The sequence below is a fragment of the Streptomyces sp. NPDC006463 genome, from assembly GCF_042870715.1.
GTDB lineage: Bacteria > Actinomycetota > Actinomycetes > Streptomycetales > Streptomycetaceae > Streptomyces.
In genome coordinates this window covers 350,877-370,111 of record NZ_JBIAHP010000004.1, presented here as the reverse complement: position 1 = coordinate 370,111, position 19,235 = coordinate 350,877, and the positions used below count along the sequence as shown (strand labels likewise).

At 70.3% G+C, this 19,235-nt stretch carries 15 protein-coding genes and 1 pseudogene; 7 read left to right on the top strand and 9 right to left on the bottom strand.

Annotation, left to right across the window (positions count from 1 at the left end; translation table 11 throughout):
- Window positions 1-42: 42 nt before the first annotated feature.
- Window positions 43-1,425, top strand: coding sequence for an FAD-dependent oxidoreductase (locus tag ACFYOB_RS10630; RefSeq protein ID WP_388557509.1), 1,383 nt, complete (start codon window positions 43-45; stop codon window positions 1,423-1,425).
- On the opposite strand, the gene ACFYOB_RS10625 is transcribed toward ACFYOB_RS10630, so the two are convergent.
- Genes ACFYOB_RS10625 through hemE form a run of 3 tightly spaced genes read right to left on the bottom strand, consistent with a single transcriptional unit; the run spans window position 1,422 to window position 3,660 of the window.
- Window positions 1,422-2,045, bottom strand: coding sequence for an NADAR family protein (locus ACFYOB_RS10625; protein ID WP_388557507.1), 624 nt, complete (start codon window positions 2,043-2,045; stop codon window positions 1,422-1,424). The genes ACFYOB_RS10630 and ACFYOB_RS10625 overlap by 4 nt on opposite strands.
- On the bottom strand, window positions 2,042-2,545 hold the full coding sequence (locus ACFYOB_RS10620) for a hypothetical protein (RefSeq protein WP_388557504.1): 504 nt from the start codon (window positions 2,543-2,545) through the stop codon (window positions 2,042-2,044). Before ACFYOB_RS10620 ends, ACFYOB_RS10625 begins: the two co-directional genes overlap by 4 nt.
- 50 nt (window positions 2,546-2,595) lie before the next feature.
- Window positions 2,596-3,660: a uroporphyrinogen decarboxylase gene (gene hemE, locus ACFYOB_RS10615; RefSeq protein ID WP_388557501.1), complete on the bottom strand. Its 1,065-nt coding sequence runs from the start codon at window positions 3,658-3,660 to the stop codon at window positions 2,596-2,598.
- Between the two features lie 91 nt (window positions 3,661-3,751).
- Between hemE and ACFYOB_RS10610 the strand changes: the two genes are divergently transcribed.
- The 3 genes from ACFYOB_RS10610 to ACFYOB_RS10600 all read left to right on the top strand — a co-directional run bounded on the left by ACFYOB_RS10610 (window position 3,752) and on the right by ACFYOB_RS10600 (window position 6,769).
- Entirely contained in the window at window positions 3,752-4,408 is a 657-nt protein-coding gene (locus ACFYOB_RS10610; protein WP_388557498.1) for a DUF3000 domain-containing protein, read from the top strand.
- Window positions 4,409-4,693: 285 nt separating this feature from the next.
- Window positions 4,694-5,356: a response regulator transcription factor gene (locus ACFYOB_RS10605; RefSeq protein ID WP_069922445.1), complete on the top strand. Its 663-nt coding sequence runs from the start codon at window positions 4,694-4,696 to the stop codon at window positions 5,354-5,356.
- 126 nt (window positions 5,357-5,482) lie between these two features.
- Window positions 5,483-6,769, top strand: a complete 1,287-nt coding sequence (locus tag ACFYOB_RS10600) for an HRDC domain-containing protein (RefSeq protein ID WP_388557494.1) — start codon at window positions 5,483-5,485, stop codon at window positions 6,767-6,769.
- A gap of 144 nt (window positions 6,770-6,913) precedes the next feature.
- Here the strand turns inward: ACFYOB_RS10600 and ACFYOB_RS10595 are convergent.
- Window positions 6,914-7,130, bottom strand: a pseudogene (locus ACFYOB_RS10595) (alpha/beta hydrolase); the annotation flags it as partial.
- Window positions 7,131-7,521: 391 nt separating this feature from the next.
- Here ACFYOB_RS10595 and ACFYOB_RS10590 point away from each other — a divergent pair.
- The 3 genes from ACFYOB_RS10590 to ACFYOB_RS10580 all read left to right on the top strand — a co-directional run bounded on the left by ACFYOB_RS10590 (window position 7,522) and on the right by ACFYOB_RS10580 (window position 12,009).
- Complete coding sequence (locus ACFYOB_RS10590) at window positions 7,522-8,748, top strand: thiolase family protein (protein WP_388557491.1); 1,227 nt, start codon at window positions 7,522-7,524, stop codon at window positions 8,746-8,748.
- Complete coding sequence (locus ACFYOB_RS10585; protein ID WP_388557488.1) at window positions 8,745-10,874, top strand: 3-hydroxyacyl-CoA dehydrogenase NAD-binding domain-containing protein; 2,130 nt, start codon at window positions 8,745-8,747, stop codon at window positions 10,872-10,874. The genes ACFYOB_RS10590 and ACFYOB_RS10585 overlap by 4 nt, the downstream gene beginning before the upstream one ends.
- A gap of 91 nt (window positions 10,875-10,965) precedes the next feature.
- The gene (locus ACFYOB_RS10580; RefSeq protein ID WP_388557485.1) at window positions 10,966-12,009 is read left to right on the top strand and encodes an LCP family protein; all 1,044 of its coding nucleotides are present in this window, start codon (window positions 10,966-10,968) and stop codon (window positions 12,007-12,009) included.
- Window positions 12,010-12,086: 77 nt separating this feature from the next.
- Here the strand turns inward: ACFYOB_RS10580 and ACFYOB_RS10575 are convergent, their stop codons facing one another.
- The 5 genes from ACFYOB_RS10575 to ACFYOB_RS10555 all read right to left on the bottom strand — a co-directional run bounded on the left by ACFYOB_RS10575 (window position 12,087) and on the right by ACFYOB_RS10555 (window position 19,220).
- Window positions 12,087-13,583 carry an amino acid permease gene (locus tag ACFYOB_RS10575; protein WP_388557482.1) on the bottom strand — a complete coding sequence of 499 codons (1,497 nt, stop codon included), beginning with the start codon at window positions 13,581-13,583 and terminating at the stop codon, window positions 12,087-12,089.
- A gap of 117 nt (window positions 13,584-13,700) precedes the next feature.
- The gene (gene dxs / locus ACFYOB_RS10570) at window positions 13,701-15,617 is read right to left on the bottom strand and encodes a 1-deoxy-D-xylulose-5-phosphate synthase (protein WP_388557479.1); all 1,917 of its coding nucleotides are present in this window, start codon (window positions 15,615-15,617) and stop codon (window positions 13,701-13,703) included.
- 228 nt (window positions 15,618-15,845) lie between these two features.
- Window positions 15,846-17,135 carry a sugar ABC transporter permease gene (locus ACFYOB_RS10565; protein ID WP_388557691.1) on the bottom strand — a complete coding sequence of 430 codons (1,290 nt, stop codon included), beginning with the start codon at window positions 17,133-17,135 and terminating at the stop codon, window positions 15,846-15,848.
- A 26-nt stretch (window positions 17,136-17,161) separates the two neighbouring features.
- Window positions 17,162-17,950, bottom strand: coding sequence for an ATP-binding cassette domain-containing protein (locus ACFYOB_RS10560; protein ID WP_362390652.1), 789 nt, complete (start codon window positions 17,948-17,950; stop codon window positions 17,162-17,164).
- Between the two features lie 157 nt (window positions 17,951-18,107).
- Window positions 18,108-19,220 (bottom strand): sugar ABC transporter substrate-binding protein, encoded by a 1,113-nt coding sequence (locus ACFYOB_RS10555; protein WP_388557476.1) that lies wholly within the window; start codon window positions 19,218-19,220, stop codon window positions 18,108-18,110.
- Window positions 19,221-19,235: the final 15 nt, after the last annotated feature.

Below are 19,235 nucleotides of genomic sequence, written 5' to 3'. Positions count from 1 at the left end.
TGTCCCCCTAGACGACGACGGCGGCTGAGGACGGTGCGGGCGATGGCGACGGAACGACTCGTGGTGGTCGGAGGTGACGCGGCGGGCATGTCCGCCGCGTCACAGGCCAGGCGGCTCAAGGGCTCGACGGAGCTGGAGATCGTCGCCTTCGAGCGCGGGCACTTCACCTCGTACTCGGCATGCGGTATCCCGTACTGGATCGGCGGCCTGGTCGGCGAGCGGGACGACCTGATCGCCCGTACCCCCGAGGAGCACCGGGCGCGCGACATCGACGTGCGCACCCGGACCGAGGTGGTGGACCTGGACCTCGCGGGCGGCCGGGTCCGCGCCCGCGATCTGGACAGCGGATCCGAATCCTGGACGAGCTACGACAAACTCGTCCTCGCGACGGGCGCCCGCCCGGTCCGTCCCCGGATCCCGGGCATCGGCGCGCACGGGGTCCACGGCATCCAGACCCTGGACGACGGCCGACGCCTGATGGACACACTGGAGCGCACGGAGGGCCGCCGGGCGGTCGTCGTCGGCGCGGGCTACATCGGCGTGGAGATGGCGGAGGCCCTGGTCGGGCAGGGTTACGAGGTCACCGTCCTGCACCGCGGCGAGCAGCCGATGGCCACGCTGGACCCGGACATGGGCGGCCTGGTGCACAGCGCGATGAACGGCATGGGGATCCGTACGGTCTCCCGCGCCGAGGTCACGAAGGTCCTGACCGACGAGGAGGGCCAGGTCCGCGCGGTGGCCACGGCGACGGGGGACGAGTACCCGGCGGACGTGGTCGTGCTCGGCATCGGCGTGGAGCCGCGCACAGCCCTCGCGCGCGCCGCCGGTCTCCCGCTCGGCCCGTCGGGCGGCATCCTCACGGACCTCTCCATGCGGGTCCGCGGCCACGAGAACATCTGGTCGGGCGGTGACTGCGTGGAGGTCCTGGACCTGGTCGCGGGCCGCACCCGGCACATCCCGCTGGGCACGCACGCCAACAAGCACGGCCAGGTCATCGGCGCGGGCGTGGGCGGCGGATACGCGACCTTCCCCGGAGTGGTCGGCACGGCGGTCAGCAAGGTCTGCGACCTGGAGATCGCCCGTACGGGGCTGCGCGAGCGGGACGCGCTGGAGGCGGGCCTGCGCTTCGTGACGGCCACGATCACCTCCACCAACACCGCGGGCTACTACCCGGGGGCGGTGGAGATGACGGTGAAGATGCTGGCGGAACGCCGCACGGGCCGCCTCCTCGGCGTCCAGATCGTCGGCGGCGCGGGCTCGGCGAAGCGGGTGGACATCGCGGCGGTCGCCCTGACGGCGGGCATGACCGTGGACCAGATGGTCACCCTGGACCTCGGCTACGCCCCGCCGTTCTCGCCGGTCTGGGACCCCGTCCTGGTGGCGGCCCGCAAGGCCGTCTCCGCCGTCCGGGCCGTGGGCGTCTAGCGCTCCGCCCGGAGTTCGGAGCGGACCAGTTCCAGGAGGCGGCCCGTCCAGTTCCGGCCGCCGCGGGGGCCCTCGTCACGCCAGAAGGGGGCGTCGGAATGCCCGGTGTAAAGGATTCCGGCCTCCCCGGTGGCGATCAGGAGTTCCGCGAGCCGCTGGTGCTGCCCGAACTTGGCCCGCAGCAGTCCGGCCATGACGGCGAGGCGCACGGCGGCCCAGTCCTCGCGCCGCGCCGCCCGGCCGCCCCTCTCCTGCGCCTCGCGGGCGGTGACGGCGGCGCGGACGCGGTCGTGGTCGTCCCGGCGGGCGGCGGAGCGCGCCCAGTACCCGTGGACCACGGTGGGGTAGGTCTCCCCCTCGTACGTGAAGGGGGCGTCGTAGTCGTTGCGCAGCGCGAAGTCGCCGAGCTCGTCCGGCCAGCCGTTCGGGTAGGTGGTCTCGTGGAGGACTACCGGGGGCTGCGGGGCGCCGGCCGGGTCGTCCGCGTACCGGAGGGCCTGCTGTTCCTCGGCCAGAGCGACGTTCTGGTCCCGGTCCGTGAAATAGGCGAGCGCGTCGTGGTACATCGCCCGCGTCACCACCGGACCGTCCCCGTCCACGGACTCGCCGAGGTCGGTCACCAGGATCCGCAGCGGCCGGTCCTGGCGGTCATGTCGCCCAGGACGTAGACCCGCAGGTGAGCGGGGACGGCGAGGTACGCCGCCCGGAGCAGGGCCCGGTTGGTCTCCGTCGTCTCCCGCTGGTAGCACCGGATGGCCTCGCGGAGCAGGTCGCCGGCCGTCGGACGGCCCGCGAGCCGGGCGATCTCGTCGGCGGTCTCCAGGAGGAAGCTCTCGTCCGTCCGCGGCTCGGGCGAGCGGGACTCCCACTTCGACGGCTCGGCGGGCCACTCGCGCGCGTCCGGCCGGTCCAGTGCGATCTTCCCCGAGGCCAGCTGCTTCGCCAGCCCGGCCAGGTCCGTCGCCGCGTACTGCCCGAGGGTGATCCTTCCGTCCGCGTAGACGAAGAGGTGCTCGGGGTAGTGCTCGTCCAGTCGGTCGTACTTGCGCCAGACGAGGCACCAGGCCCCGGCGATGGTCCGTCCGTCGGATATGCGAAACGTCGGCCTGCGCCATGTCATGCACGGCACAGTACCGACGTTTCGATCTTGTTCGCTCCGGGCCGTCCGGCTCAGCGGGCCGTCTTGGTGTGGACGTAGTCCACCAGGCGGGTGAGGGCGTCCGGGTCCGTCGTCGGGAGGACGCCGTGGCCCAGGTTGAAGACGTGCCCCTCCAGGCCGGCCGCGGCGGCGAGGACCTCGTCCGTCTTGGCCTCCACGGCCTCCGGGGTGGAGAAGAGCACCGCCGGGTCCAGGTTGCCCTGCAGCGCCTTGCCGGGGCCGACCCGGCGGACGGCCTCGTCGAGCGGGACCCGGTAGTCGACGCCCATGACGTCCGCGCCGGCCTCGCCCATCAGACCGAGCAGCTCGCCGGTGCCCACGCCGAAGTGGATGCGCGGGACTCCGTACGAGGCGACGGACTGCAAGACCTTCGCCGAGGCCGGCATCACCGAGCGGCGGTAGTCGGCCGGGGGCAGCGCGCCGACCCAGGAGTCGAAGAGCTGCACCGCGGACGCGCCGGCCTCGATCTGGACCTTCAGGAAGGCGGAGGTGATCTCCGCGAGGCGGTCCAGCAGGTCGGCCCACAGCTCCGGGTCCCCGTACATCAGGGCCTTGGTGTGCTCGTGGTTCTTCGAGGGACCACCCTCGACCAGGTAGCTCGCAAGAGTGAAAGGCGCACCCGCGAAACCGATCAACGGCGTGGAGCCCAGTTCACCCGTGAGCATGCCGATAGCCTCGGTGACGTACGAGACGTCTTCCGGGGTGAGGTCGCGCAGCTGTGCGAGGTCCTCGCGGCGGCGGATCGGCTGGGCCACGACCGGGCCGATACCCGGCTTGATGTCCAGATCGACGCCGATGGCCTTCAGCGGGACCACGATGTCGGAGAAGAAGATCGCCGCGTCCACCTTGTGGCGGCGCACCGGCTGCAGTGTGATCTCGGTGACCAGGTCGGGCCGCATGCACGACTCCAGCATCTGGGTCCCCTCGCGCACCTTGCGGTACTCGGGGAGCGAGCGCCCGGCCTGCCGCATGAACCACACCGGGGTGTGAGGCACCGGCTCCCGCCGGCACGCCTTCAGGAAGGCGGAATCGTACGTCTGACTCGGCTGGCCCTTGGGGCGTTCGTTGGCACTCACGACCCAAATCTTCGCACGTATGAAGAGTTGCCCGGCTCGGCGCGGGTGTCCCTGCGCCGTACGGGCGCTCGTTCCGCCTAGTCTTCCCCGCATGGCTGCGGCTCAGGGACGATTTTCAGATGGCGCTGACGGTATGGACAGCGCGAAGGAGAGCTCCGTCCCGCTCCCGTTCCGGCGGGCGGTCGACGGCTTGAAGAAGGCGAGGCTGCGTCCGGGAATCGAGATCGACCCGACGAAGCCGCCGCAGAGACTGGCCCCGTACGCCTACGCGCTGGAGGCGGCGGTGGTGGACGGCGAGGACGATCTGGCGGACGGCCGCCTCATCCTGCTCCACGATCCGGCCGGGCACGACGCCTGGCACGGGACCTTTCGGCTCGTGACGCTGGTACGGGCGGAACTGGAGCCCGAGATGGCCACGGACCCCCTCCTCCCGGAGGTGTGCTGGTCCTGGCTGACGGGGGCGCTGGAGGCGCGCGGGCTGGCGTACGGGGAGGCGAGCGGGACCGTGACCATGGCGAGCTCGCACTACTTCGGCGGGCTCGCGGAGCGGCGGCCGGCGACGCAGATCGAGATCAGAGCCTCCTGGACGCCGCGCGAGGGCGTGGGCGGGGTGCCGGACACCTCCGGGCACCTGTCCGCCTGGTGCGAGCTGCTGTGCCAGATCGCCGGGCTGCCGCCGGTCGGGCCCACGGACAGCGTCACGGGCGTGGTCTCCCTGCCACAGCGCCGCGGCCCGCACCACCCGTAGGACGGGGACCGTACGGCCGCGCGAGCCGACCCGAAAGAGCGCCCACGGCGGGGAACGCCCGAGCGAAGTCCGTAACGGAGTGTCGCAACGGGGCATCCATTGTGGGGTTCTGATCACCCTATGATCGATCGTGCGTCCGAATTGCCCGAATTGTTACTCACCAAATCGTGATCATTCCCTAAAGCCGGGCGGGTGACGTGCCGAAGGAGTCAGTGACCATCCGCACGGTTCGCACCGGCTTCCTTCCCCGAGCCGGCCGTGCCGCCACTCCCCCAGGAGGCCTAGGTGTCCGTTCTTCTCGAGCAGCCCGCAAGCCTGGTCGCCTACCGCCCGAACAAGCCGACGGCCATGGTCGTCGTGGCCGACCCGCGCGTGCGTTCCACCGTGACCCGCCATCTGTGGGCCCTCGGAGTACGTGACGTGATCGAGGCTTCGTCCATCGCGGAGGCCCGCCCCCGAGTCGGCAGCCCGCGCGACATCTGCGTGGCCGACGTCCACCTGCCCGACGGTTCCGGTCTCACCCTGCTCTCCGAGACCCGCGCCGCGGGCTGGCCGAACGGCCTGGCCCTGTCCGCCGCCGACGACATCGGCGCCGTACGCAACGCCCTCGCGGGCGGGGTGAAGGGCTACGTCGTCACCGGCACCCGGACCAACATCGGGCTCCCCAGCCGGCCCGGCGCCGCCCCCATCGGCGCCGCCGCCGCCCGTATGCACCGCCGCCCCCCGGGTGCCCCGAGCCACCCGGGCGGCTACCGAGAGCTCTCCGGCCGCGAGGTCGAGGTCCTGCGCCTCGTCGCGGAGGGCCAGTCCAACAAGGCCATCGGTGTCTCGATGGGCCTGTCCGCCCTGACCGTCAAGTCCCACCTCGCCCGGATCGCCCGCAAGCTGGGCACCGGCGACCGGGCCGGCATGGTCGCCGTCGCCCTGCGGACCGGAATCATCCACTGACCCCTGCCCCGAGGTTCCCGGGCAAATCCCCGGTGAACCCCGGGCGAACGTCCGCCCCGCCACCCCGCGCCCGTCGCCGGAACGTTCCGGCGACGGGCGCATTGCATCCACGGATACCCTTGACCGGTGACCGACGCCCAAGAGACCGCAGCAGACCTGCGCACCACCACCGGGGGCGGCCCCCCGGACGAAGTCGTCAGTTCGTCCGATGGGCCGCCGATTCCGTTGCTCGAACCCCGTGAGGGGATCCCTCCGGTGGTCGCCGACGCCGACGCCCTCGCCGAAGTGGTCGCGGCCTTCGCCGCGGGCACCGGCCCCGTGGCCGTCGACGCCGAGCGCGCTTCCGGATACCGCTACGGCCAGCGCGCCTATCTGGTACAGCTGCGCCGCGAGGGCGCGGGCTCCGCGCTCATCGACCCGGTGGGCTGCCCCGACCTCTCCTCACTCGGCGAGGCCCTGACCGGCACCGAGTGGATCCTGCACGCCGCCACCCAGGACCTGCCGTGCCTGCGCGAAATAGGCATGCTGCCCACCTCCCTGTTCGACACCGAACTGGCCGGCCGCCTCGCCGGGTTCCCGCGGGTCGGACTGGGCGCGATGGTCGAGAGCGTGCTCGGCTACGCCCTGGAGAAGGGCCACTCCGCCGTCGACTGGTCGACCCGCCCGCTTCCCGAGCCGTGGCTGCGCTACGCCGCGCTCGACGTGGAGCTGCTGGTGGACCTGCGGGACGCGCTGGAGGAGGAGCTGGACCGGCAGGGCAAGCTGGAATGGGCCCACCAAGAGTTCGCCGCCATCGCCGCCGCCCCGCCCGCGCCGCCGCGCAAGGACCCGTGGCGCCGTACGTCCGGCATGCACAAGGTGCGCCGCCGCCGGCAGATGGCGGTCGTACGGGAGCTGTGGGAGTCGCGGGACCGGATCGCGCAGCGGCGTGACGTGTCGCCCGGCAAGGTGCTGGGGGACGCCGCGATCGTCGAGGCCGCCCTCGCCCTCCCGGCGAACGTGCAGGCCCTGTCCGCCCTGCCCGGTTACGGGCAGCGGATGGGCCGGCGCCAGCTGGAGCAGTGGATGGCCGCCGTGGACCGGGCGAAGGCTCTGCCCGAGAACGAGCTGCCGCAGCCCGGGGCGACCCCGGCCGGTCCGCCCCCGCCGCGCTCCTGGGTCGACAAGGACCCGGCCGCCGCCGCGCGGCTGTCGGCGGCCCGCGCGGCCGTCTCCGCACTGGCCGAGGGGCTGAACCTGCCCCAGGAGAACCTGATCACCCCGGACACGGTCCGCCGGCTGTGCTGGGAACCCCCGGTGCGGGTGGACGAGGACACGGTGGCGCAGGCCCTCACCGCGTACGGCGCCCGCCGCTGGCAGGTCGAGCAGGTGACCGCGCTCCTGGCGACGGCCCTCCGCGAGGCCGCGGTCTGAGCCGATGTCCGCCGGGCGCCCGGTGCGGGGTCCTCACTCCAGAGGGGTGAGGACCCCGTCCTCGTCCCTGTCGTAACTTCCGCTGGTGGCGCCCTCGACCTTGCCGTGCTTGAGCCATTGCTCCGACATGCGGTGCACCGTCTTCTCCATCACGAAGACGTCGAAGCCGGCCTTCGCCAGCTCCTCGGCCCAGCTGTACTTCTTGTACTGCAGGTCGCAGCCCGCCAGGGCCGGGACACTTCTGCCGTGCAGCATGAGAACGGGTTTGCGCGGGCCGCCGTTGGCGCCGTTGCGCACCGGCATTCGCCGGGATGGTCGACGTCCATGGGACGAGATGGTCGGTGAGGACAGGTGCGGGCATCGCGTTGCTCCGTTCCGTGATCCGGCCCGGGATGGGCACCCGGGCCGGCCCAGGGTCGGCGCGGGCGGGCGGCCGATGCCGTTGACGTGACCGTGCCGACGGGCGGCCAACCCGATCGGGTAGGCCGCGTGCGCTCCGATCGGCCGGGCGCACGGCGGGGCGTACGGGGGAGGGCCGCGCGGCGCCGCGCCGGGCCCGGATCCGACCCCGTCGGGGTGGCCCGCCGTCCTGATCGGACGCCGCCCCGGGTGTGACCTTCGCCGCTCCTCGGGGAGGGGGTGTGCACATTGGTTACCCGCAAGTAGCATGGTCGGGTGAGCGGGCGCTCAGTGACGTAAGCCGAGCATGCCCCCGCGCAGCAGTGCACACCCGCACCTGGAGGAGAGCCAACGTGCCTCGTACCGTCAGGGACGTCGTCTTCGTCGACGGCGTCCGCACCCCGTTCGGCAAGGCGGGCCCGAAGGGCATCTACCACGAGACCCGCGCCGACGACCTCGTCGTGAAGGCGATCCGGGAGCTGCTGCGCCGCAACCCGGACCTGGACCCCAAGAAGATCGACGAGGTCGCCATCGCCGCGACCACGCAGATCGGTGACCAGGGCCTGACGCTGGGCCGTACCGCGGGCATCCTCGCGGGCCTCCCGCAGTCCGTCCCGGGCTACTCCATCGACCGCATGTGCGCCGGCGCGCTGACCGCCGTCACCGCCGTCGCGGGCGGCGTGGCCTTCGGTGCGTACGACGTCGCCCTCGCCGGCGGTGTCGAGCACATGGGCCGCCACCCCATGGGCGAGGGCGTGGACCCGAACCCGCGATTCGTCTCCGAGAAGCTGGTCGACGAGTCCGCCCTGTTCATGGGCATGACCGCCGAGAACCTGCACGACCGGTACCCGACGATCACCAAGCTCCGTGCCGACGAGTACGCCGTGCGCTCGCAGGAGAAGGCCGCCAAGGCGTACGCCGACGGCAAGATCCAGCAGGACCTGGTCCCGATCTCGGTGCGCAACACCAACGAGGCGGCCGGTGAGACGGGCTGGGGCCTGGTCACCACCGACGAGCCGATGCGCCCGGGCACCACCCTGGAGAACCTGGCCGGCCTGAAGACCCCGTTCCGTACCCACGGCCGGGTCACCGCGGGCAACGCCGCCGGTCTCAACGACGGTGCCACCGCTGCGATCATCGCCTCCGAGGACTTCGCCCGGGAGAACAACCTCCCGGTCAAGATGCGCCTGGTCTCGTACTCCTTCGCGGGTGTCGAGCCGGAGGTCATGGGCTACGGCCCGATCCCGGCCACCGAGAAGGCCCTGGCCCAGGCCGGCCTGTCCATCGAGGACATCGGCCTCTTCGAGATCAACGAGGCCTTCGCCGTCCAGGTGCTCGCCTTCCTGGAGCACTACGGCATCGCCGACGACGACGCCCGCGTGAACCAGTACGGCGGCGCCATCGCGTTCGGCCACCCGCTCGCCTCCTCCGGCGTCCGTCTGATGACGCAGCTGGCCCGCCAGTTCGAGGAGCAGCCGCACGTCCGCTACGGCCTGACCACCATGTGCGTCGGCTTCGGCATGGGCGCCACGGTCATCTGGGAGAACCCGCACTTCACCTCCGAGGGAGACGCCAAGTGAGCACCACCACTGAGCTCCTGAAGGGCGCGGCCGAGCTGTTCCCGGACGAGGTCGTCACGTCCGCGCACGTCCGCCACCTGGACCTGCCGTTCGGCGCCGGGCGCTTCGCGCTCATCACGCTGGACAACGGCTTCGACCACACCAAGCCGACCACCTTCGGCCCGCAGTCCCTCGCCAACCTGAACGCGGCGATCGACCAGGTCGAGCAGGAGGCCCTCGCGGGCTCCATCGTCGGCGCCGGCATCACCGGCAAGCCGTTCATCTTCGCGGTCGGCGCCGACCTCAAGGGTGTCGAGCTGCTGAAGAAGCACGACGAGGCGCTCGCCATCGGCAAGGGCGGCCACGACGTCTTCAAGCGTCTTTCCGCGCTGGCGGTCCCGACCTTCGCGTACTACAACGGTGCGGCGATGGGCGGCGGTGTCGAGGTCGGTCTGCACTGCACCTACCGCACCGTCTCGAAGGCCATCCCGGCCTTCTCGCTCCCCGAGGTCTTCCTCGGCCTGGTTCCCGGCTGGGGCGGCTGCGCCATCCTGCCGAACCTGATCGGCGCCGAGCGCGCGGTCTCGGTGATCATCGAGAACTCGCTCAACCAGAACAAGCAGCTGCGCGGCAAGCAGGTCTTCGACCTGGGCATCGCGGACGCGCTGTTCGAGGGCGCGGACTTCCTGGAGCAGTCGCTCCTGTGGACCGCGAACGTCCTGAACGGCACGACCGAGGTCGTCCGCGCCGAGATCGACCGCGGCGAGGCCTGGGACGCGGCCGTCGCCAAGGGCCGCTTCATCGCGGACTCCAAGGTGCACGGCGCCGCTCCGGCCGCCTACCGCGCGCTGGACATCATCGCCGCGGCCAAGGACGGCGACCTGCAGGCCGGCTTCGACGCCGAGGACACGGCCCTGGCCGACCTCATCATGGGCGGCGAGCTGCGCTCGGGCATCTACGCCTTCAACCTGGTCCAGAAGCGCGCCAAGCGCCCGGCCGGAGCCCCGGACAAGTCCCTGGCCCGTCCGGTCACCAAGGTCGGCGTCGTCGGCGCGGGCCTGATGGCCTCGCAGCTGGCGCTGCTCTTCCTGCGCCGCCTGGAGGTGCCGGTGGTCCTCACCGACATCGACCAGGAGCGCGTGGACAAGGGTGTGGGCTACGTCCACGCCGAGATCCAGAAGCTGCTCGGCAAGGGCCGCATCAACCAGGACAAGGCCAACCGCCTGACCGCCCTGGTGACCGGTGTCCTGGACAAGGCCGAGGGCTTCGCGGACGCGGACTTCATCATCGAGGCCGTGTTCGAGGAGATGTCCGTCAAGCAGAAGGTGTTCGCGGAGGTCGAGGCGGTCGCCCCGGCGCACGCGATCCTCGCCACCAACACCTCCTCGCTGTCGGTCTCCGAGATGGCCTCGAAGCTCCAGCACCCGGAGCGCGTGGTCGGCTTCCACTTCTTCAACCCGGTCGCGATCCTCCCGCTGCTGGAGATCGTCCGCGGTGAGCAGACCGACGACGCCTCGCTGGCCACGGCCTTCGGTGTCGCCAAGAAGCTGAAGAAGACCGCGGTCCTGACGAAGGACGCTCCGGCGTTCGTCGTGAACCGCATCCTGACCCGCTTCATGGGCGAGATCCAGAACGTCATCGACGAGGGCACCCCGGTCGTCACGGCGGAGAAGGCCATCGAGCCGCTCGGCCTGCCGATGTCCCCGCTGGTGCTGCTGGAGCTCGTCGGCCCGGCGATCGGTCTGCACGTCTCCGAGACCCTGAACCGCGCCTTCCCGGAGCGCTTCACCGTCTCCCCGAACCTGGCTGCCGTCGTCAAGGCCGGCAAGCGCGGCTTCTACGTCTACGACTCCGGCAAGCCGGAGCTGGACCCCGAGGTCGCCGCCCTCCTGGTGCAGGGCGACTCCGTCCTGACGGAGGAGCAGGTCCGCGACCGCGTCCTGGACGCGGTGGCGCAGGAGATCGGCCTGATGCTGGAGGAGGGTGTCGTGGCCGAGGCCCAGGACATCGACCTCTGCCTCATCACCGGCGCCGGTTGGCCCTTCCACCTGGGCGGCATCACGCCGTACCTGGACCGTGAAGGCGTCTCGGAGCGCGTGAACGGCAAGAAGTTCCTCGCTCCCGGTCTGGCGAGCATCCCGGCCTAGTCCGGCTCGCAGACGGGCATCTGACGGCCTGGCCCGCCCCTTCCCGGGGGCGGGCTTCGGCCGTTCGAATATCTGTCTAAGATTCACCCCCATGACGGACACGCACGCGCGGCCCAGGCGCCGCCGACGCCGCATTCTGCGGATCACCCTGTTGCTGGTCGCCGTGCTGATCCTGGGCGCCGCCGGGGCCGGCTGGTGGACGTACAGCCATCTCAACGGCAACATCGACAGCGTCGACCTGGACCAGGCCATCGGCGTCGACAACCGGCCGCCGAAGGTGGTCGCCAACGCCCAGAACATCCTGGTGCTCGGCTCCGATTCGCGTGCCGGAGCCAACGCCGACCTCGACCACGGCGATGTCAGCGGCGCCCGCTCGGACACCGCGATGCTGGTGCACATACCCGAGGGCCGGGCCAAGGCCACCGCGGTGAGCATCCCCCGCGACACCCTGATCACCCGGCCCGAATGCAAGGACGCAGACGGCAAGACCGTGCCGTCCGCGAAGCGGGTCATGTTCAACTCCGTCTACTCGCTGGCCGGTCCGGCCTGTGTGGTCAACACCGTGGAGCAGATGTCCGGCGTTCGCGTGGACCACTTCGTCGAGGTGGACTTCGCCGGCTTCAAGGGCCTGGTGGACGCGCTCGGAGGGGTCACCGTCACCCTGGACAAGCCGATGAGCGGGGCCAAGGGCGGGCTGAAGCTGGACGCGGGCACGCACCGGCTGAACGGCACGGACTCGCTCAAGTTCGTCCGTACCCGCTACGGCTACGGGGACGGCAGCGACCTCGGACGCATAGGCCTGCAACAGCAGTTCATGATGGCGATGCTGACCGAGATCAAGAAGCAGGACGCGCTCGGCAACCCGGCGCGGCTCTACAAGCTCGCCGACGCCGGTACCAAGTCGCTGACCACCGACTCGGACCTCGCCTCCCTCACCGCGCTCTCCGACTTCGCCAAGAGCATGAAGGGCGTGGACCCGGACACGATGGAGACCATCATGCTGCCGGTCGCCTACGACAAGGTGGACCCGAACCGGGTGGTCGTGGCCGAGCAGCAGGCCACCCAGTTGTGGGAAGCCCTCCGCACGGACCAGAAGGTCCCGGCCTCCGCGAAGGACTCCCCCGCCAAGGGCTGACGGAGCCGGCACCGGCGAAGCCGGCCGTACGGGTGACCCGTACGGCCGGCTTCGCCGTTCCGTGCCCTGCTCCGCAACTAGAACTTCGCGTCCTGGCCGAGCTTGCCGAGGCGGCTGTGGCTGCGCCCGTACAGGAAGTAGACGATGAAGCCGACGACCATCCAGATGCCGAACCGGATCCAGGTCTCGGCCGGCAGGTTGAGCATCAGCCAGAGCGAGGCCGCGATCGACAGGATCGGGACGACCGGCACCCACGGGGTGCGGAAGGCCCGGTGCAGGTCGGGGCGGGTCCGGCGCAGGACGATGACGCCGAGGGCGACCACCACGAAGGCGAACAGGGTGCCGATGTTCACCAGTTCCGCGAGCTTCTCCAGGCTGGTGAAGCCCGCGACGACGGCGATGATCCCACCGAGCAGGAGGGTCGCCCGGTACGGCGTGCGGTACTTGGGGTGGGTGACGGAGAAGACGCGCGGCAACAGTCCGTCACGGCTCATCGCGAAGAACACGCGCGTCTGGCCGAGCAGCAGGATCATGCACACGGTGATCAGCCCGACGGCCGCCCCGAGACTGATGGCGCCGGAGAAGAACGGCTGGTTCACCGATTTGAAGGCTTCGGCGAGCGGAGCGCTGGGCGACATCTCCGTGTACTTCTGCATGCCGGTGACCACCAGCGTCACGGCGACGTAGAGCACCGTGCAGACCAGCAGCGAGCCGAGAATGCCGCGCGGCATGTCCCGCTGGGGGTTCTTGGTCTCCTCGGCCGCGGTGGCCACGACGTCGAAGCCGATGAACGCGAAGAAGATGAGGGAGGCCGCGGTGAAGATGCCCATGACACCGAAGTTGGTGGGCGCGTATCCGAACATCAGCTGGACCAGTGGTGCGTGCAGGCCGCCGCCCGCTTCCTGTGGCTGCGCCGGGGGGATGAACGGCGAGTAGTTGTCGCCCTTGATGAAGAACAGGCCCGCGATGATGACCAGCAGGACCACGGTGACCTTGATGGCGACGACGACCGCGGTGATCCGGGCCGAGAGCTTCGTCCCGATGACCAGGATCGCGGTCAGCACCAGGACCAGCAGGAAGGCGAACAGGTCGAAGGATCCTCCCGCGTCGGGCCCGGAGAGCGCGGCGGGCATGTCCCAGCCGAGGTTCGTCGACATGAGGTGGCGCACGTACCCGGACCAGCCCACCGCCACGACGGCGGTGCCGAGCGCGAATTCGAGCACCAGGTCCCAGCCGATGATCCAGGCGGGCAGCTCACCGATCGAGGCGTACGAGAAGGTGTACGCCGAGCCGGCCACCGGCACGGTGGACGCGAACTCGGCGTAGCAGAGCGCTGCGAGGGCGCAGACGATGCCCGCTGCCACGAAGGAGAGGGCGGTGGCGGGTCCGGCGTTGTTCCGGGCCGCGATGCCCGTGAGGACGAAGATGCCGGTGCCGATGATGACGCCCACACCGAAGACCGTCAGGTCCCAGGCGGAGAGCGACTTGCGGAGCGCGTGTTCCGGCTCTTCCGTGTCGCGGATGGACTGCTCCACCGTCTTGGTGCGGAAGGGGCTGTTCAGATCCTTACTCACCGACGCACCTCCGGCAGGTGATGACGCACGCGAACGGGCCGGGAGGCCCACCCCTTCAAGGGTGATCTCCCGGCCCGTGACGTGCAACCGCGCGGCGGTGGGCCTGCGCTGTCCGGCCTAGTCGACGGTGGCGGCCGGCTCGCTGTCGTAGCGCCCGTCCAGCTTGGCCACCAGGCCGGTGACCTGCCGGGCGATGTCCGGAGCGGTCAGCCCGATCTCGGCCATCACCTCCTTGCGGGAGGCGTGGTCCAGGAAGCGCTGCGGAATGCCGAAGTCGCGCAGCGGTACGTCGACCCCCGCGTCCCGGAGCGCCTGCGAGACGGCGGAGCCCACGCCGCCGGTACGGCCGTTGTCCTCGACGGTGACGACCACGCGGTGGCGTTCGGCGAGCGGGGCCAGGGCCTCGTCCACGGGCTTGACCCAGCGGGGGTCCACGACGGTCGTGGTGATGCCCTGCTTGTCGAGCAGGTTCGCGATCTCCAGGCACATCGGGGCCAGCGCGCCGACGGAGACCAGGAGTACGTCCGGCTGCGTGACTTCGGGGGCCGGGGTGCGCAGCACGTCCATGCCACCGATCCGGCCGACGGCCGGGACGGCCGGGCCGACGACACCCTTGGAGTAGCGCACGACGGTCGGCGCGTCCTTGACCAGGACGGCCTCGCGCAGCTGGGCGCGCAGCTGCTCGGCGTCGCGCGGGGCGGCGAGCCGCAGACCGGGTACGACCTGCATGATCGACATGTCCCACATACCGTTGTGGGAGGCGCCGTCGGTGCCGGTGACACCGGCGCGGTCCAGGACGAAGGTGACCCCGCACTTGTGCAGGGCGACGTCCATCAGGACCTGGTCGAAGGCGCGGTTGAGGAAGGTGGCGTACACCGCGAAGACCGGGTGGGCGCCGCCGGTCGCCAGGCCCGCTGCCGAAGTGGCGCCGTGCTGCTCGGCGATGCCGACGTCGAAGATCCGGTCGGGGTAGGCGTCCGCGAACTTCTTCAGGCCGACCGGCTGGAGCATGGCCGCGGTGATGGCGACGATGTCCTTGCGCTCCTTGCCGAGCTTGACCATCTCGTCGGCGAAGACGGAGGTCCAGCTGGCGGCGTCGGTGCTGACCGGCAGGCCGGTGTCCGGGTGGATCACGCCGACCGCGTGGAAGCGGTCCGCCTCGTCCTGGACGGCCGGCTCGTAGCCCCGGCCCTTCTGGGTGAGGCAGTGCACGATGACCGGACCGCTGAAGCGCTTGGCGCGCTGCAGGGCGGACTCCAGGGCCTCGATGTCGTGGCCGTCGATGGGGCCGATGTACTTCAGGCCCAGGTCCTCGAACATGCCCTGGGGGGCGATGAAGTCCTTGAGGCCCTTCTTGGCACCGTGCAGGGTCTCGTAGAGCGGCTTCCCGACGACCGGGGTGCGCTCCAGAATGTCCTTGCCGCGGGCCAGGAAGCGCTCGTAGCCGTCCGTGGTGCGCAGGGTCGCCAGGTGGTTCGCGAGGCCGCCGATGGTGGGGCCGTACGAGCGCTCGTTGTCGTTGACGACGATGACCAGGGGGCGGTCCTTGGCGGCGGCGATGTTGTTCAGCGCCTCCCAGGCCATGCCGCCGGTCAGCGCGCCGTCGCCGATGACGGCGGCGACGTGGTGGTCCTCGCGGCCGAGCACCTCGTTGGCCTTGGCGATGCCGTCGGCCCAGCCGAGCACGGTGGAGGCGTGCGAGTTCTCGATCACGTCGTGGTCGGACTCGGCGCGCGAGGGGTAGCCGGAGAGGCCGCCCTTGGAGCGCAGGTTGCCGAAGTCCTGACGGCCGGTGAGCAGCTTGTGGACGTAGGCCTGGTGGCCGGTGTCGAAGAGGACCTTGTCCTTGGGCGAGTCGAAGACCCGGTGCAGGGCGATCGTCAGTTCGACCACCCCGAGGTTGGGGCCGAGGTGCCCGCCGGTCTTGGAGACGGCGTCGACGAGGAAGGACCTGATCTCGGCGGCGAGCTGGTTGAGCTCCTCCTGGCTGAGCAGGTCCAGATCGCGCGGTCCCTTGATGCGGGTCAGCAGCACCCGTGCCTCCTTGCAGTTGCTTGCTGGTCTGACGAGTCTAATGTTCCGCTCGCCGGTGCGGTCATCGGGCCGCCCCCGGTGAGTCACACCTTTGTCATACATGAACACACCTTCGCGTGGTCACACATCACAAACAGGCGTATACCCGCACATGCGTACGCACATATGTACGCACGGATGCCCGGCGCCACACGAAGTGGCACCGGGCATTGTGACGGGGCTTACCGCTTAGGCACGTCCGGCCGTCTTCTGGGTCTTGCGCGTGACCGAGTCGATCACCACGGTGGCCAGCAGTACGGCACCCGTGATCATGTACTGGATCGGAGTCGCGATTCCCTCCAGGGCCAGACCGTACTGGATCGAGATGATGACCATGACGCCGAGGAGGGCGTTCCAGGTCCGGCCCCGGCCGCCGAAGAGGCTGGTGCCGCCGATGACGGCCGCCGCGATCACGTTCATCAGCAGGTCGCCGGCGCCGGCGCTCTGGTTGGCCGCCGCGATCTTGGAGGCCCAGAACAGACCGCCGATGGCGGCGAAGGTGCTGGAGATCGCGAAGACCGTGATCCGGATCCGGGTGACGTTGATGCCCGCGCGGCGGGAGGCCTCGACGCTGCCACCCAGTGCGAAGACGTTTCGCCCGAAGGTCGTGCGGCGCAGCACGAAGTCCGTGACGATCAGGGCCAGGAGGAAGAGCACCACCGCGAGCGGCAGGCCCTTGTACTGGTTGAACACCACGGCGGGGCCGAAGGTGAACAGCGCGAGCAGGCCGGTGCGCAGCAGGATCTCGGCGAGCGGCCGGGAGGGCATCCCGGCCGCGCCACGGCGCTTCGCGTCGAAGAAGGACGCGATGAAGTAGCCGGCCACCGCGAGCGCGGCCAGGCCGTAGGCGACGGCCACGTCCGAGAAGAAGTACGTTGTCAGCTGGCCGACCACACCGTCGGAGTCGATGTTGATCGTGCCGTTGCTGCCGAGGATCTGCAGCATCGCGCCGAGCCAGAAGAGCAGGCCCGACAGGGTGACGGCGAAGGCCGGGGCGCCGATCTTGGCGAAGAAGAAGCCGTGGATGCAGCCGATCAGGGCACCGCCGGCGACGGCTGCCAGGATCGCCAGCCATTCGTTCACACCGTGGGTGACGGCGAGGACGGCGACGACCGCGCCCGAGACACCGCTGACCGAGCCGACCGAGAGGTCGATCTCACCGAGCAGCAGCACGAAGATGATGCCGATGGCGATCATGCCGGTGCCGGTCATCGTGATCGCGATGTTGGTGAGGTTCTCCGGGGAGAGGAAGTTCGAGTTCAGCCCCTGGAAGATGGACCAGATGACGATCAGGCCGATGACGACCGGGAGGGAACCCAGGTCGCCCGCCTTCATCTTGCGCTTGAACTCGCCCACGTATCCGGCGAGGCCCTCCTCGCGGACGAGCAGGCGGGGGTCCACGGCCGGGATCGCGTCGTGCGCGGCCGCGGGGTTGACCGGGTCGACGTGCTCCTGCTGGTCGACGGGGCCGTTGCCCAGTGGACCGGTGGCAGGGTTCTGGGTGCTCACTTGCCGGCCTCCGAGGTGCGGGCCGCCCGGCGGGTCACGGCGTTGTCCGTGGCACCGGTGATGGCGGAGATGATCTCTTCCTGCGAGGTGTCGGCGACGTTGAAGACACCGTTGTTGCGGCCCAGCCGCAGGACCGCCACCTTGTCGGCGACGGCCTTGACATCGGCCATGTTGTGGCTGATGAGGATGACGGCGTGGCCGCGCTCCCGCAGCCGCTCCACGAGGTCGAGAACCTGTGCGGTCTGCTCGACGCCGAGGGCGGCGGTGGGCTCGTCGAGGATGACGAGCTGGGGTTCGCCCAGCATGGAACGGGCGATCGCCACGGTCTGGCGCTGACCGCCGGAGAGCGAGGCGATGGGGATCCGGACACTGGGGATCCGGATGGACAGGGTGGTCAGGAGCTCGCGGGCGCGCCGCTCCATCTCCACCTCGTCGAGGACGCCGTAGCGCTTGAGTTCGCGGCCGAGGAAGAGGTTGCCGACGACATCGATGTTGTCGCACAGCGCCAGGTCCTGGTAGACCGTCGCGATACCCAGGTTCTGGGCGTCGTGGGGCTTGCCGATGGAGACCGGACGGCCTTCCCACTCGATGACTCCGTCATCGATGGGGTGCACGCCGGCGATCGTCTTGACCAGCGTGGACTTTCCGGCGCCGTTGTCGCCGACCAGGGCGACCACCTCACCGGAGTGGATCTCGAGTTCTACGTCGGTCAGGGCCTGAACGGCGCCGAACCGCTTCGAGACCCCTCGCAACGCCAGCACGGGCGCAGCGGACACATGAACCATCTCCTTCGCCGCCTGACCGGCGGGGATGTCGTGCAAAAGAGCAGGAGCGGGGCGAATGGGGGAACGTTTCTGCCCGGCGCCCCGCCAGTGGCGGGGAATGGGGGCGGGACGCCGGTCAGGCACGGGGGGCCGCCTCGCGAGGAGGCGACGGGGGCCGCTACTTCAGGCCGAGGGAGGCGCAGGCCGCCGCGTACTTGTCGGTGCAGATCTCGTCGACCGTGTAGACGCCGTCCTTGACGACGGTGTCCTTGATGTTGCCCTTGGTGAGCGAGACGACCGGGATCAGCACGGAGGCGACGCCCTTGGCGGTCGGGCTGTCGACCGTGGAGGTCTTGACGCTGTCGAGCTTCTCGCCCTTGGCGAGGGCGACGGCCATCTTCGCGGCGGCCTCGGCCTCGGGGGCGTACGGCTTGTAGACGCTCATGAACTGCTCGCCCGCGACGATCCGCTGCACACCGGCGAGTTCGGCGTCCTGGCCGGTGACCGGCGGCAGGGGGGAGACGCCGGCACCCTTGAGGGCCGTGATGATGCCGCCCGCCATGCCGTCGTTGGCGGAGTAGACGCCGATGACCTTGTCCTTGCCGAGCGCGGAGAGCGCGGCCGCCATGTTGGTGTTGGCGTTCTCCGGCTTCCACTCGACGGTGTCGTACTCCTTGCCGACGTTCACCTTGCCGTCGAGGACGGAGTGCGCACCGGACTTGAAGAGCTTGGCGTTCGGGTCGGTGACCGAGCCGTTCATCATGACGATCTGGCCGTCCTTGGCCTTGTCGCCCAGCGCCTCCAGCAGCGCCTTGCCCTGGACCTTGCCGACCTCTTCGTTGTCGAAGGAGGTGTAGGCGTCGATCGGGCCCTCGGCGAGACGGTCGTAGGCGACGACCGGGATGCCGGCGTCCTTCGCCTTCTTGACCGAGCCGGCAATGGCCTTGGAGTCCACCGCGTCGACGATCAGGACGTCCACCTTGTTGGTGATCATCGTGTCGACCTGCGAGTTCTGCGTGGTGGCGTCCTGCTTGGCGTTGGCGTAGACGACCTCGCCCTTGCCGCCGGTGAGCTCGGCGACCTTCTTCTCGATGAGCGGCTTGTCGAACTTCTCGTAGCGCGCAGTCTGGTTCTCCGGCAGGAGCAGGCCGACCTTGATCGCGTCGCCCTTGGCGGCGCCGGACTCCTTGGTCCCGCCGCCGGCCTCCTTGGCGCTGCCACAGGCGGCGAGGGAAACGGCCATGGCGCCGGCGGCAACGGCTACTGCGGTTCTGCGCATACGCGTGTTCATTACTTGAACCTCCCT

What these genes read in the sequence shown, in the direction of transcription:
- ACFYOB_RS10630 (WP_388557509.1), top strand. Translation starts at nt 43, where the DNA reads ATGGCGACGGAACGACTCGTGGTGGTCGGAGGTGACGCGGCGGGCATG.
- ACFYOB_RS10620 (WP_388557504.1), bottom strand. Translation starts at nt 2,545, where the DNA reads ATGACATGGCGCAGGCCGACGTTTCGCATATCCGACGGACGGACCATC.
- ACFYOB_RS10610 (WP_388557498.1), top strand. Translation starts at nt 3,752, where the DNA reads ATGGCTGCGGCTCAGGGACGATTTTCAGATGGCGCTGACGGTATGGAC.
- ACFYOB_RS10580 (WP_388557485.1), top strand. Translation starts at nt 10,966, where the DNA reads ATGACGGACACGCACGCGCGGCCCAGGCGCCGCCGACGCCGCATTCTG.
- ACFYOB_RS10560 (WP_362390652.1), bottom strand. Translation starts at nt 17,950, where the DNA reads ATGGTTCATGTGTCCGCTGCGCCCGTGCTGGCGTTGCGAGGGGTCTCG.
- ACFYOB_RS10555 (WP_388557476.1), bottom strand. Translation starts at nt 19,220, where the DNA reads ATGAACACGCGTATGCGCAGAACCGCAGTAGCCGTTGCCGCCGGCGCC.